Genomic DNA, 15,567 nt, shown 5'->3' with positions numbered 1-15,567 from the left:
GCCGCTCAGCGTGTCGTCGCCGTCGCCACCTTCGAGGATGTCGCTGCCGGCTGCACCATTGAGCGTGTCGTTGCCGGTACCGCCATACAGCGCGTCATTGCCGTCACCACCGTTGAGCGTGTCGTTGCCGGCATTGCCGATCAACGTATCGTCGCCGGCGTTGCCGCTGAGCGTGTCGTTGCCGGCACCGCCCACGATCAGATTGTCGAGCGCGTTGCCGTTGCCGGTGAACGCGGCCGTTCCCGTGAAGATCAGGTTCTCGACATCGTTGCCCAGCGTGTAGCTGGTCAGGCTGGTCTGAACCGTGTCGTTGCCCTGGCCGGCCAGTTCGACCACCGCATCACCGATATTGTCGACGATGAAGATGTCGTTGCCGGTCCCGCCGGTCATCGAGTCCGCACCCGTACCGCCGTCCAGCCGGTCGTTGCCGGCACCGCCGGTCAGGAGGTCGTTGCCGCCAAGGCCGAGGAGCACGTCGTCTCCGGCGCCGCCAGCCAGCGTGTTACCCGCGGCCGTCCCGGTTTGTGTTGCCGCGCTGTCGGCCACGTCCTGCACAAGGATCGTGAACCTCGTGGTCTTCGACAGGCCCTCCTGGTCTGTCGCCGTGATGGTCAGGAACACGGACTGCCCTTCCTCGGCGTTGAGACTGACACCAGTTTTCAGCCTCAGTACGCCGCCGACCACCTCGAACCGGGCGTCGGAGACCGTGATCGCCTGCACGTCACCGAGATCCTGATCGTAGACGCTGACAGTCCCGATCGCCGCACCGGCGGCATTCTCGGCCACCGCCGCGTTGCTCAGCGCAATCGCGTCGGGCGCCTCGTTGACGTTCAGCACGACCAGACCGATCGGGAAGTCGACAGAGTTGCCGTCATTGTCGGTCACATTGACGGTCAAGCCGAGCATGCCGACGTCGCTGTCGTCGAGCCGGGCACCCGGCGCCAGCCGCAGCGAGCCGCTGACGATCTCGAACCGCGGATCCGACACGATGAATGTGTGCGTATCGCCTGGGTCGTCGTCGACCGTAATCGCGCCGATCGGCACACCCGCTGCGATATCCTCGAACACGAACACGTTGCTGATGGAGAGCCCGAGCGGTGGACCCGCCAGATTGATGACGGGATCCGTCGCCGTGCCGAAGAACGTCTCCGCCGTACCGTGGTCATCGGTATAGCTTGCCACCACGCGCAGCATCATGTCGGCCTGGTCATTGCCCGGCGTGAAGCTGGTCGCGACTGCGCCGGCAATGTCAATCCAGGTCACGCCGTCAGCCGATTGCTGCCATTGATAGGTGAAGACAGCCGTGGTCAGGCCGTCCGCATCCGTGATCAGGTTGGCCACCGTCAGGAGATCACCTTCCGTCGGCGCAGAGTTGCTGACGAGCAGCGTACCGCCAGGCGGGTCGTTGACGTTCTCAACCGGCGCCGTGGGCGCCGAGAACACTTCCTCCATGACGCCGTTGGCGTCCTGGTACACGGCCCGCACGCGCAAGGCCTGGCCGACCAGGGATGCGAACGCGATGCCGCCCGGGAAGGGTTCGGCCGGTGTCAACGTGAGTCCCTCGATACGCGACAATTCGCCAGCCGCGAAGACGGTGATGTCCTCGAAGAAGCCAGGCCTCGTCTCTGCCTGCCAGAAGTAGGATACCGGGCCGGTGATCACGCCGCCCGGATTGTCGGCGTCGGTCACGCCGGCGATCGAAACGCGGAGCAACTGATCCTCGGTCGGCGTGTCGTCAGGAAGCCCGGTCACGCCGTCAAGAATGGTCAGCGTGCCCTGCGGTCCATTGTCCAGCCCTCCGACAACGATGGACTGATCGGAGAACTGCAGCCGTTCGACATGCATGACCCGATCGGTGCCGTCGCCAATCCCGCTGGCACCGACATTGTCGATCACGGTGATGACCGAGTTCAGGCCGATGCCGGCAAGATCGGCGGCCGCGACCGCAATGCCGTTCACAGCGAAGCTATAGTTTGCAAGCGGTCCGGTGAAGACGGCCGTATCGAAATCCGGTCCGTTGGCGTACTTGATTTCCCTGACAGCCTTGAGCTGCCCGGCACTGTAGGTTCCGTTGAGCATCAGCGGAACCATATCCTGCATCCGATCGTAGCTCGCGATCTCAGCGCCCTGGACGAGCCTGCCATCTGCATCGCGATCGGCCTTGCCGTCATGATCGCCGTCGACCGTGGCGCGGACACTGATGCGCACATTCAGCCAGGCGTCGCCATCGATGACATCGTCACCGCCGCGACCCATCATGAAGTCGTTTCCGTCACCGCCCAGCAGAATATTGCCAGTGGTGAACGCGGTCACATGCGTTCCGTACGCTGTATCGAGAAGATTGCCCAGGCCGTTGATCAGCGCGATATTGGTAAGGGCACTGCCGTTGACCCCGGCACCGACTTCTCCGCCGACCAGATCGATGATGCTGTCGCCGAACAGATAGTCGTTGTGCGACGATCCTGACAAACCTTCCATGATGTCGAACCGGGCGAGCGCCGAGGCTCCCGACCCCGGTGTCGGAGGCTGATCGAAGAAGCGCGCGTCGAGATCGATCGTCACGCCGATCTTGTCGTCCTTGTAATCGGCCCAGTCGAAGCCGGATCCGCCGAACATGCGGTCCGTGAAGCCGGTGGTGCCGACCATGATATCGTCACCGCCCTCGCCGATGAACTTGTCGTTCTCACCGTCGCCGATGAAGATGTCGTTTCCGATGATCGGGTCGTTGCCGAGCGGGTCGAAATTGTCACCAGGCGCGCCGTCGGACGTGCCCTTCTCCAGCCAATCGTCACCCTCGTTGCCGATATCCTGCTCGTTTGACTTGTTGCCGAGGATGAAGTCGTCGCCGGTGCCGCCAAAGGCTTCATCGTTGTCCTCACCGGTAATGATGAAGTCGTTGCCGAAACCACCGAAGATGAGGTCGGTGCCGTTTCCGGCCTGGATGACGTCGTCTCCGTCGCCACCCTGGAGTTCGTCGGACCCGCCGGAGTCGGTGATGATGTCATCGCCCGCGCCGCCGCGGACAAAGTCGTCGCCGTAGCCGCCATCCAGTCTGTCATTGCCGCCGTCGCCCCAGAGCGTATCGTCATCGGAGTCGCCGGCGATCAAGATATCGTCGCCTTCAGTACCACCGAGGACGACGGTCGCCGCATGAATGTGGTCGCCGGCATATTGCAGGTAATTGGTGTCCGGCCCAATGGTGTTGGGGTTGTCGCGAATCACCAGCGGAGAAATCTCGACGCCGTTGATGATGACGCCACCCGTTGGGTCGGCGCGACCGTCCGCACCAAGTCCGGTCAACTGCTTCGATTGATCGACCTCGAGCGTGAAGCCCGCGGCCTCGAACACGTTCCCGGGCAGATGCACCGCCGTCGTATTCGCCATGATCAGCTTGGAAAACGAGTTGAACTCCAGTTCGTTTCCGAACGCCAGTCCGGCGGTCCGCTCCAGATAATAGAACCGGTCGCCGTCCTGCAGCTTCTGGAGCTGGTTCTCGAAGACGAAGTTGAACGTCGAACCCAGCAACCCGCCGAAGGGCGTTGCCTGCTCGGCGAGCCCGCCAACCCAGAAGTCGATATTGCCGAGGCCGGTCGTGGTGACGCTATCCAGATCCTTGGCATGTCCCGCGCCGTTCGCCCAGGCTCCCGCGCTGTTCAGGAAGTCCAGACGATCCGTGTACGTAATACCATTGATGGTCGTGCCATCGGCATCGCTGCCATCGCCGAGAACCAGCGCCAGAGCCGCGGCGCGCTTGTCCGCCAGCGTCGTTGCGGACGTGATCGCAACGTGGGTGCCGTAGGCAGCGATGAAGTTGACGAGGGATTCAGGGTGCTTGATGTGCTGCACCATGTCCGCCCAGCTCGTATAGGGCTTGACCCAGGTGTCGCCGGTTTGCGTATAGAAATCCAGCCGCGCCGCGTTGAGCGTCGGAATTCCGGTGTCGCGGCCGCGCGCAATATTGAGCACGGCAAGATCGAGCGGCGTGCCCAGCAGATTGTTCCGCAGAGCTTCCGTAACGAACTCATCGATCTCGTTGCCGACAGTACGCGTCACGCCGCGCACGATGGCGCTCGTGGCTTCTTCCGGCGTATCGCCGCTGGCTGCGAACGCCAGCGGATTGAGGAAGGCCGCGATCAGGCCGAGTTGCTGATCCGGATCGGCTGAGTTCGGATCGCCGACGACGTTGAAATCGGCGTCGAAGCGATCGACGGTCTCGGTCAGCATCGAATGACCGAAGCGGTAGACGGTATGCGCGAACTCCGCGACGATCGCAGGATTGAGGTCGACGTCGTAAACCTGCGTCGGTGCAAAGAACGGATTGATCATCGGCTGGATGGTGCGGGCAAACTCTTCGAACACCAGATGCTGGTACTGCATCTCGGTACCGAACTTGGCGACCTGGAACAACCGTTCCCCGTTCCATTCGAGGGTGGAAAGGTCGGCCGGCAGACTGACGACGGGTGTCAGCAGCCATTCGTTGAGGAAGGCGATGTCGCCTGCCTGCGCAGCCGCAACGACCGTGTCCTTGGCCTGATCAACGAGACGATTGTGCTCGGAGTGGAAGATCGAATGCACGGCGGTGAGGCCGATGTTCTCGTTCACGCGGCCGTCGCCAGCGATGTAGTGCGCATCGAGAAGTTCGTTGTCATATTCGAGGTTCTGGCCAGACAGCGGATCGAACGCGACCGCATTTCCCGCCACATGGTCAGCGTCGGCGACAAGATTGCCGCCGGCATCGACGACCGGGACCGCGTTGTGCGCGACGTCGATCAGGAACTGGTGCCCGGTGCGAACGGCGTGGGTCAGATCGATCGGGGCGGCTCGATTGCCTTCGACAAGCACCGTGCCGTCGTCGGCCGTTCCGAATATCCCGTCGCCGCCAGCCGTCTGCATCACGACCTGCGGCAAGCCGTGGTCACCCTTTGTGAAGTTGCCGTACTGGTCGGTTGCCAGCAGCGGAACGTTGTCGAAATCCTTGTCCGTCAGATTGATGCCGAGCAGGTCGCGTGCCTGCGCCTTGACCACCTTCCAGGTCGACATGCCGCCGATCTCGTGGTCGTCGGCGGTTCCGAACTTGCCGTCGGCGCCGAGATCGCGATTGGTAATCAGCTTGCCTGTGGCGTGCGGCTCTCCATCGGTCCCTATCGCGTAGGCGCGCAGGAACACCTGATGAGACGGATGCGACGTGTAGGTCTGATTCTGGTCCACGAACGGTGTCGTGGTATTTTCCTGCTCGTGAATGTCGTCCGCGGTGCCGAGAACGCCATCCGGACCGGGCCGCATGGTCGCCCGCGTTTCCACCATGAACCGCAGTTGCGGCGGCAGGTCGTCGGCATTGCCGAAGATGCCGTCGGCGCCTGCGACCAGCGGATCATCCGCCTTGAGGGGAACGAAGATCGTTCCGTTTCCGCCTTTGGTCACCAGGTCGAGGCCGTGATCGAAGAACTGGCCGAAGAACGTGAACCACGCGTTGAACGGGGCGGTGAGGCCGAAGTCCGGCTTCACGTTGGGGAAGTAGAACACATCGGCATCGTCTGCCGTGCCGAACACACCGTCCAGGCCGGGGCTCTTGACGATTTCGACGCCGTCCTTGAGCACGTCGTCACTACCTGCTGCGCCGAAGTCGAGATGACCGTTGGCGCCCGGATCATACGCGCTCGCATACGCAGCCGGGTTGTCCGACGTCTGGTCGACGATCAGGTTGGAGATGGTGCGCGGCTGCGAATCGATGACCGTCCCACTGGTCTGCGTGTACGAGGTGCCCGCCTCGGCGTTCCGGAATTGCGGATCAAGCAGTCGCGGGAACGTCGTGTCCGCCGCTCCGAAGTCGGTCTGGTTGATGCCGTTGAGCTGAAGCAGATTGTTCTCGCTGCCGTCGACGCTGCGCAGACCGGCGGCCACGCGGATGTTCGGGATCAGATCCTGCAGAGGGGTGCCCGCGGCATGAGCTTCCCCGATCTTGATTTGCTTGAGGATGAAGTCGAGGTCGGAACGGATCAGGTGAACGCCCGGACCGCCGCTGACAACATCGGGAACCGCCGCGACAGGGGTCACCGGCGGAGCCACCGGGACAGCAACGACGGGATCCGTCGCCGCGGAGAAGACCTGCTCGGTGACGCCGTGAGCGTCTTCATAGATGGCCTTGACGCGCAGCCGTAGGCCGTCGACCAGCGGAAGCGCCCGGAAGTTCACGCCGCTCGCGCTTTCGAACGCGAGATCGCCGCCCGGCAGCAGGATGATGTCGTCGAACACGCCCGAACCTGCAACGGCTTCAGACTGCCAAGTGTAGCGCACCGGGCCGGTAATCGCTCCGGTCGGATTGGCCGCGCTCACGTTGTCGGGATCGGTCACGCCCGCGATCGATGCCCTGAGGAAATCGCCCGTCAGGATATCGCCCCCGTTGAGGTCGGTAATGGTCAGGTCACCCTGAGGCAGGTCGTCCTCGCCGTTCGTGAGCTCGATCGAGAGGTCGGCAAACTGCAGCCGCTCGATGTGCGTCAGGCGGTCCATCCCGTCGCGCCCCAGGACGCTGTCGGTAACCGTCACGACGTCGTCGGAGAAGTTGAGCGGCGTACCGCCATCGTTGATCGAAATGGCATAGTCGCTGCTGTTGCCCTGGAATACGGCGGTGTCGAAACCACCGCTGCCCGGCAGCACCTCACGCACCGCGACGAGCTGGCCGGGGTTGTAAGTTCCCGCCTCCATCAACGGGATCAGCGGAGCGAGACTGTCATAGCTGGCAATCTCGGGGCCGGTGCCGTCGATGTTCTGGCGCACGCTGACGCGCACGTTGAGCCAGGCGTCGCCATCGATGATGTCGTCGCCACCGCGGCCGAGAATGATGTCGCTGCCGTCGCCGGCGAGGATGATATTGCCGGTGCCGAATTGCGTGACATGCCCGGTGCCACCGGGCGCAATCCCGAACGCATGGTCGAGCACCTCCTGCAGACCATGGATACGCGCGATGCCTTCGGCGGAAAGCGCGCTGGTCTTGGCGTTGGTAGTCGCGATGACGTTGGCATCGGCTTCACTGCCGCGCAGATAGTCGGCGTATTTGGTGCCCGAGAGCCCCTCCACCTCGGCGAAGCGATCGAGGATCGACGCCGGCGACGCCGCAACCGGCGGCTCGTTGAGGGCAGCCAATTCCATGTCGACCGTAACACCGACGCGGTCCTTGAAGTACGTCACCCAGTCGAACCCGGACATGCCGTCCATCTTGTCCTGGGCATCGCTACCGACGAAGATGTCGTCACCGCCCTCGCCGATCATTTCGTCGAAGCCACCGCCGCCAACGAAGATGTCGTTGCCGTCGATTTCGTCCGCCAGCAGAGGACTGAAATTGTCGCCCGGCGCGCCGTCCTGGGTCCCGAGCTCGATCCAGTCGTCACCTTCGTTGCCCGTCTCGGGCAGATTCGGCTTGGAGCCGTAGATGAAGTCGTCGCCGCCGCCGGCAAAGATGGTGGAAATGTCATCCCAGGTTGCAATGAAGTCCTTGCCGAAGCCGCCGAGCAGGATGTTGGGAACTTCGAGCGGCAGCAGCGAATGGCTGTCGATGATGACGTCGTTGCCGGCGCCGCCGTGAATGACGTCGGTGCCGCCCATGTCGGTGATGATATCGTCGCCGTCACCGCCGAACAGGTTGTCGTTGCCGAAACCGCCCTCGATCCTGTCGTTGCCGCCGTCACCATAGACAGTGTCGTCGTCCGACGAGCCGGCAATGAGGATGTCGTTGCCTGCCGTGCCGCCGAGCACGACGGTCTCGCCGCCGGTATAATGCAGGTAATTGCTGTCCGGACCGACCGTGTCCGGATTGTCGCGGATCACCAGCGGCGTGACTTCCACGCCATTGATGGTGATGCCACCGGTCGGATCGGCACGGTTATCGGCACCCAGACCGGTGAACTGGTGCGACTGATCGACCTCAAGAATGAATTTTGGCGTCTGGAAGACGTCGGCAGGAAGATGCGTCGCGTCGCTGTTGGCCATCACCAGCGAGGCAAAGGTGTTGTTCTCGAGCTCGGTGCCGAAATTCAGGCCTGCCGTGCGCGACAGGTAGTAGAAGCGGTCGCCGTTCTGCAGGGCTTCGAGCTGGTTCTCGAACACGAAATTGAAGCTCGAACCCAGCAGGCCGCCATTGGGCTGTTGTTCCTCGGCGAGGCCCCCGACCCAGAAATCGATGTCGTCCACGCCCGTCGTGGTCACGCCGATCTTGTCGTCGGCCGTTCCCATGATGCCGTCGGCGCCGGCAAGATTGACGTTGGCGTAGATGCCCGTGCTGTTGAGGAAATCAAGCCGGTCGGCGTCGTCCGCCGTGAAAGTATACTCGTCCGCTGCGCCCGCATTGATGACGGCGGAGCCACCCAGCACGAGGGCCGCGGCGACAGCGCGCTTCTCGGCCAGGGTATCGACGCCAACCGCAGTCAGCGCTGAATGCGTTCCGTAAGCCGCGATGAAATTGATGAGCGATTCCGGGTGCTTCAGATGTTGAACAAAGTCGACCCAACTGATGTACGGCTTGACGTTCTCGTCGCCGACATCGTTGTTGTTCGTCATGTTGTAGAATTCGCGTCGCGCTTCGTTCAGGGACGGAATGCCGGTATCGCGGCCACGCGCGAGATTGAGCACTGCCAGATCGAGCGGCGTGCCAAGAAGGTTGTTGCGCAGCGCCTCCGTAATGAATTCGTCGATCTCGTTTCCGACCGAGCGCGTAACGCCCCGAACGATGGCGCCGACCGCTTCCTGAGGCGTGGGGCCGCTGGCGACGAATTCGAGCGGATTGAGGAACGCAGCGATCAGGCCGAGTTGATGGTCGGGACTGTTCGGATCGTTGACGAGGTCGAAGTTCGGATCGAAGCGATCAACCGTCTCGGTCAACATCGAGTGGCCGAACCGATAGACGGTATGGGCGAATTCGGCGACAATCGCCGGATTGATGGTGGTGTCGTAGCCGAACGGCGCCAGGAACTCGTCCACATTCGGCTGCACCGTGCGCGCGAACTCCTCGAAGACGAGATGCTGATACTGCATCTCGGTCCCGAAGCGTGCCGCCTGGAACAATCGCTCACCGTTCCAGATCAGGTTCTCGGGATGGTCGGGATTGACCGCGGCAAGCGTCGTCGGCGCCAGCAGCCACTGGTTCAGGAACGTCACGTCGCCGGTCTTGAGTGCGTCGAGCATCAACACCTGCTCGGTGTGCTCGACCAGCCGGTTGTGCTCCGAGTGGAAGATGGAATGCACGGCCGTGAGGCCGATATTCTCGTTGGCGCGGCCGTCGCCGGCGATGTAATGCGCGTTCAGCAGTTCGTCGTCGTAGGTGAGGTTATTGCCAAATGCGTCGGTCGGCTGCACGTTGCCGATGTCGCTATCGCTGTCGGGAGCCAGTTCGCCACCCGGTCCGAGAACCGGGACTGCGTTGTGCGCAACATCAATCAGGAACTGATGGCCGGTGCGCATGGCATGGGTAAGGTCAATCGGCGCCGCCAAATTGCCTTCGACCAGCGTCGTGCCGTCATCGGCAGTTCCGTAGGTCAAGTCCGCACCGGCTGTCCGCATGACGACCTGCGGCAGGCCATGCGCGCCCGGTATGAAATTGCCGTACGCGTCCGTTGCCAGCAGGGGAACGTCGTCGAAATCGCGATCGGTCAGGTTGATGCCGAGGACCTTGTTCGCCTGCGCCTTGACGACGGCCCAAGTCGCCATGCCGCCGATGAAGACATCGTCATTTCCGGTAAACAGGCCACCATCGACACCTGCCCCGCGGTTCTCGATCAGCTTGCCGGTGGCAAAAGCCCCGGTGATCGAATTGTCGGTGGCGGGGTTGCCGTCGGGATCGACGGTCAGGAGCTGATAGGCACGCAGGAACACCTGGTGGGACGGGTGCGACGTATAGGTCTGGTTCTGGTCGATGAAGGGCGTCGTCGTGTTGATATGGTCGTGAACGTCGTCGGCAGTGCCGAGCACGCCGTCGGGACCGGGATGGACAGCGGCGTTGGTGGCGCGTGTCTCGACCATGAAATTGGTCGGACTGCCAGGGACATAGAGCGGATCGTCCGGCTGCAATGGAATGAAAATGAAGTCCTGCCCGCCCTTGGTCACCAGATCCAGGCCGTGATCGAAGAACTGGCCGAAGAACGTGAACCACCCGTTGAACGGCACCGTCAGGCCAAAGTCAGGCGTCACGTTCGGAATGAAGAAGACCTGCTGGTCATCGGGGGTGCCGAAGACGCCATCAAGCCCCGGGCTGGTGACCAGGCTGCCGGGGCTCGGCGTGAGGGCTTGCGTGCCGTTGCTCGCCGCAGCGGCCACGGCCGCCGGATTGTTGTCGGTCTGATCGACGATCAAGTTTGAAATGATGCGCGGCTGCGCGTCCACGACCATCCCGCTGGTCTGAGCGTAGGAGGTACCGGCGTCCGCCATGCGGAACGTCGGCGTCAGCATGCGCGGGAAGATCGTGTCCGCTGCGCCGTAATGGGTCTGGTCAATTCCCAGGCTGTCGATGAAAACCAAATTGTTGTAGGAGCCGTCGACCGTTCGAAGCCCCCACGGCACCTGGACATTCGGCAGAATGTCCAGAAGGGCCTCGCCGGCTGCATTCCTTTCCGCAATAAGAATTTGATCCAGAATGAATTCGAGATCGGAGCGGATGAACTGAACAGCCATGGCAAGCCCCTATGTTAAAAAAACGAAAAATATCTCTGTACAGCAAAGTTAATACTCATCGAGCGCGGATGTACAGTGAAATCTATACAGCGCCGCCGCGCCTGTCTGTGAGCGCAAAATGAAGGGAAGGCGCGGGACTGCGGTCGACAAACCATCTGGCACGACGAACGACGAAGTTGTGCTTCGGGAAGGCTGGCACTAGGATGCGTGCGGGTTTTGGGCAGCAGCTAAGCTCTAGACACGACAGCACATGGATGCGGCCTTGGCGCTGGCGAGGCTTGCGCGATCAAATTTGGACGAGACGATCCAAGATGTATTCACACCCACAGCGCCTCTCGAGCAAGGCGACACAGGAGCTTCGGGGTCAGGCAGGATCGTGGTTGCGCGAACTGCGGGAGAAGCGGGGACTGTCGCAGCGCGAGCTGGCGGCTAAGGTCGGTGCCGAATATTATACGTTCATATCTCAGCTGGAGACTGGGCGGGGCCGCATCCCCCCGGACCGCTATCTTGTCTGGGCGACTGCGCTGGATGTCGACCCTCAGGATTTCGTGCGCACGCTGATGTCCTATTACGATCCCGTCACTTACGGCATCCTCTTCGGCGCGAAGGCCGGAAAACCGAAGGCACCTCGGCGAGCCTGAATCAACGTCGGTCGGTCATGACGGCTGACTTAACCAGCCGATTGCTGCGGGCTTCATCGATCACCCGATTGCAGATTTTTCCCGATTTTGAACGTGCCACAATGTCGCATCTCGTGAAATTGCCTTGCCTTGTTCCATGCATCTACCTGACAGTTGCTATGCGGATAGTGCTTTCGAGCGACATGGGCATTCCATCCCGTTAGGCGGGGGCGTTCATGCGTGGGATTACCAGCAACGCCACGAAGTGTGGCGGACCACATGATTGGTCTCTTTTTGAACTTTGCATTTTTGATCAAGCTCGGAGAAATTTGAAGCAGCGCGGCCTCGATGTCGATGCTGAGTTCGGGATTACGGACGAATACGAGCCGTGGCTCGTCTTCTGCGATGATGAAGGACAGGTCATCGTTCACTTTGCACGATTGGGCCAAACGTATGTCGCATGCGTGCCCTTCGGAGATGAAGGGACGATTGGCAACGTCCTGTCCGAGGTCGTGCGCACCTTTCTCGAGCGTCTGGCTATGCCCAATCGCGACCTGACCCGGCCCGTAAACGATGTGTGGCTCGGAAATTCGGGATTTGGTTGAGCTTTATCGAGACTCATTCTGCAGACAGCCTCCACGAGGCTGATCTGCTGCAGCTTGACAGTTCCTCCTTTGATAGGAAGGCGCTGATGTATCTGCGAAACTATCGCAATGCAGGTTCGGTCGGGACGATTTTGCAGAGCCGTCCGCGCGGCCGCAAATGGTGCATCCTTGTGCTGTGCACGGCCTTGCCGTTGTTTCTAACGGCGTGGACGATCAACCAGATAGACCGCCCTGCTTTCGATCAAGCGATCTGCGGCACCCGTTCCGCTGGCGCTGACAAGTGACTGTACCGCTTCTAGCGTTGGCGCGATTTTGAAAAACCGAGAGATTTGATTTACCGAAGGCGGGTTGGAAGAAGTTGTAGCCCGCCGGTGTTCCTATCTAGGGTCTTGCCGTGAGCAATCTCGGCTGGCCTGGGCGACCCCGATGCAAGCCCAGTTATCCGCGTGTCGGGGTCGCTCTCCAAAATCGGCAGAGTCCGAACGCGCCGGAATTCAAGTCGAGGACGCCGCCGAGCCACTCGCAAGGCCCGCTTAGCATTTTTGCCGGGCATTGTCTGTGCCGTCCGATCAATACCTTTGACTAGGCGCCGCGTCCCACGACCGATTTGATGTAGGAGCCTCTCCATGGCCCTTGGACCGCGATCGTGATCACGGCGAGACGCCTGCGATTCATCACGTTGGCAGTCGCCAGCCTTCCCGCGTTCGCGGCCGCAGGTGAGATCAAATTCGATTTTCCCCTGCGGTGCCAGCCAGGCGAGACGTGCTTTATCCAAAACTATGTCGACCACGATTCATCGGCGGGCGTACGTGACTACGAGTGTGGCCGACGCAGCTACGACGGTCACGACGGCACCGATATTCGACTTCTCGATCTCAAGGCCAAGCGCGATGGCGTAGCGGTCCTGACGGCCGCTGACGGCATTGTGGTCGCTACCAGAGACGGGATGGACGAGGTTTCGATCCGAACCACCGGACGGGCGGCGGTCGCCGGCAAGGAATGCGGCAATGGAGCCGTGATCGATCACCAAGGGGGATGGCAGACTCAGTACTGTCATCTCGCCAAGGGCAGCGTGCGCATCAAGACGGGCGACCGGCTCGACACCGGCGACGTTATCGGACTGGTCGGTCTTTCCGGTGCGACCGAATTTCCCCATCTTCACTTCACCGTTCGGCACCTCGGCAAGATCGTGGATCCCTTCGCGTATGGCGCCCTCGCCGACGTCTGCGGCAGCGGCCAGTCGCTCTGGAAAGAAACAACCCGCGAGCAAATCGGATACCGGCCGCGGGAAATCCTGAACCTGGGTGTTTCAGGCGATCCGCCGACGATGGAATTGATCGAGTCGGGAGAGACGGGGCCGCTTCAGGCGAGCACGGAATCGAGCGCAATTGTCGCCTATGTGCGCGTGATCGGACTGCAACAAGGCGACCAGGAATCCCTCTCGCTGTATGGTCCCGATGGAAACGCCATCGTTGAGCATCGCCCCCAGCCGCTCGCGCGGGATCAGGCCCAGCACCTGCTCTACGCCGGAAGGAAACGGCAGGAGTCGTCGTGGCCGGCGGGCCGCTACAGAATCTCGTATTCTGTCACGCGGGATGGAGCGGCGCTGCTGGGGAAAAGCGCCGAGATCGAGCTGACATCGAACAAGTGACGCCGCTGCGATGCGTTGCCTCCGCACCGGATAGTATTGTTTTCACTGTATAGCTCGGATAAAACCATCCAACTTTCGCGCACCTGCCTCGTGGGAAAGCGAATTCGAGATGCCGTCCTACAGAAACTTGATGTCTGGAGAACCTGCACCGTGGTTTATCGCGCGGGCCTCGACGCGCGAACAGTACGCTTTCGATACGGCGGGTGGCCGATATCTCGTGCTGTGCTTTTTTGCGACCGCCGATGCGAGAGGCATGTCGGCGATCAGGGCCGCGCTGGAGTACCCCGACCTGTTCGACGACGCGACAGCTTCCTTCTTCGGCGTAAGCATCGATCCAAGCGACGAGACGCGCCAGAGACTCCCGACGCGGCAGCGAGGCTATCGCTTCTTCTGGGATTTCACCGGAGAGATCTGCAGACTTTACGGCGCAGTCCCGCACGATGCCGGACCGGTCATTACGAATGTGCCGGTTCGCAGGATGTGGATCGTGCTGGATCCGACGCTGCGTGTCCTGAAGGTCATTCCCTTCATTCAAGATGGCGGAGACGCCTGCGAGCTCGTGACTTATCTGCGGTCGTTACCGCCGCCCGCCAAACACGCCGGCGTGGAAATGCAGGCGCCAATTCTTCTCTTGCCCAACGTGTTCGAGACGAGCTTCTGCGACGAGCTGGTAGAAAGACATGCGCGTGACGGCGGGTTCGAAACCGGGGTTATGCGTGAAGTCGCAGGCAGGACGGTGGCGATCCAGGATCACGGACACAAGCGACGCAGGGACTACGTCATCAAGAACGAACGTCTCATACAGGCAATCAGGCAGCGCTTCGCACGTGCCGTCGCGCCTGAGCTCCTCAAGGCCTACCAATACAAGGCGACGCGCATGGAGCGGCATGTTGTCGGATGCTACTCCGCCGCGGACGGCGGTCATTTCGTTGCTCATCGCGACAACACCACCAAAGGCACCGCGCATCGTCGTTTCGCAGCCTCCATCAATCTGAATTCCGATTTCGACGGCGGCGAGGTGAACTTTCCCGAGTACGGCCCGCGCGGCTTCAAGCCAGCACCGGGAAGCGCGGTCATCTTCTCGTGCTCCCTCCTGCATTCGGTTTCGAGGGTGACGCGCGGCCGGCGCTACGCTTACCTGCCGTTCATCTACGACGATGACGCTGCCAGGATCAGACAGAACAACACCGAATTCCTCGGCGACAACGTCGCTGGCTACGCAAAAGAGGAACCGTTTGCAGCCTCTCGGCTCCGGGAGATCGAGACACGGCAAGGGAGGACGACATGATCGCAAGATTGACATGGTGCTCTCCGTTCTCGCTGCAGGCGGCGGCACGACCGCCGCGCCCGCGCAGCAGCCGCCCACGGACAACAAGGGAATGAAGGCCGTGGCATTGTCGGACTTCCCACTTGGCAAGCAGGGCCTCGACGACTTCACGCGGCGGCAGATGCGTATCCGGCAGATCACCATCGAATCCGGCGGTGTCGTCGGCTTTCACAGTCACAAGCTCCGCCCCGCGCTGAGCTACATTGTCAAAGGTGAACTCACAGAGCACCGGAAGGGGAGTCCGGACCGGACGTACAAGCCGGGCGAGGTGCTAACCGAAAGCGCGGACGTGGATCACAATGCCCGATCACTCTCGGGTCCAAGAGTTCAAGATTGGCGCTCAACCGACCTAATTCTCGGCCGAGATAGCCGTCTTGCCCTGTCGTTCGATCTTGATGTCGCCTACACTCGCGCGCGCTTCACGGACTTTGACCCCGCGCGCGATCGTATTCCCGGCGCGCCTGGATGGGTAGGAAGCGCCGCCTTCACATTTGGCAACGAGACCGGCTGGTTTGGCGCTTTGAAGCGCTCGCTATTTCGGTCCCCGGCCACTTATTGAGGACGCCAGCGTCCGATCTCTGGCCTCGCTCATATTCAATGCACGAGCGGGGTATCGTTTCGATAATGGACTGCGTGCAACTCGACGTGCTCAATCTCTTCCCAGACGAACCAGATCGAATATTACTATCTGTTACGACTACCGGG

7 protein-coding genes are annotated in these 15,567 nt (G+C 61.5%); 6 read left to right on the top strand and 1 reads right to left on the bottom strand.

The genetic code is table 11. The features are described 5' to 3' along the window. Window positions 1-10,659: peroxidase family protein (locus JQ631_RS20315; protein WP_283841783.1), on the bottom strand; the 10,659-nt coding region annotated here is incomplete at its 3' end. A gap of 311 nt (window positions 10,660-10,970) precedes the next feature. Here JQ631_RS20315 and JQ631_RS20310 point away from each other — a divergent pair. From JQ631_RS20310 to JQ631_RS32580, 6 genes are all read left to right on the top strand, one after another. Next, window positions 10,971-11,300, top strand: a complete 330-nt coding sequence (locus JQ631_RS20310; protein ID WP_212328429.1) for a helix-turn-helix domain-containing protein — start codon at window positions 10,971-10,973, stop codon at window positions 11,298-11,300. A 215-nt stretch (window positions 11,301-11,515) separates the two neighbouring features. After that, a complete protein-coding gene (locus JQ631_RS20305; RefSeq protein WP_212328428.1) occupies window positions 11,516-11,884 on the top strand; it encodes a hypothetical protein in 369 nt (122 codons plus the stop codon). Then, window positions 11,881-12,168, top strand: a complete 288-nt coding sequence (locus JQ631_RS20300) for a hypothetical protein (protein WP_212328427.1) — start codon at window positions 11,881-11,883, stop codon at window positions 12,166-12,168. The genes JQ631_RS20305 and JQ631_RS20300 overlap by 4 nt, the downstream gene beginning before the upstream one ends. Before the next feature lie 362 nt (window positions 12,169-12,530). Beyond that, window positions 12,531-13,535 carry a M23 family metallopeptidase gene (locus tag JQ631_RS20295; protein ID WP_212328426.1) on the top strand — a complete coding sequence of 335 codons (1,005 nt, stop codon included), beginning with the start codon at window positions 12,531-12,533 and terminating at the stop codon, window positions 13,533-13,535. 109 nt (window positions 13,536-13,644) lie between these two features. After that, window positions 13,645-14,823, top strand: a complete 1,179-nt coding sequence (locus tag JQ631_RS20290; RefSeq protein WP_212328425.1) for a 2OG-Fe(II) oxygenase — start codon at window positions 13,645-13,647, stop codon at window positions 14,821-14,823. Window positions 14,824-14,836: 13 nt separating this feature from the next. Further along, entirely contained in the window at window positions 14,837-15,421 is a 585-nt protein-coding gene (locus JQ631_RS32580; RefSeq protein WP_349644993.1) for a cupin domain-containing protein, read from the top strand. Window positions 15,422-15,567: the final 146 nt, after the last annotated feature.

The organism is Bradyrhizobium manausense (assembly GCF_018131105.1).
GTDB classification, from domain to species: Bacteria; Pseudomonadota; Alphaproteobacteria; order Rhizobiales; family Xanthobacteraceae; genus Bradyrhizobium; species Bradyrhizobium manausense_B.
Note: the sequence above shows the minus strand (reverse complement) of the source record. Positions and strands in the feature narration are given on the sequence as shown.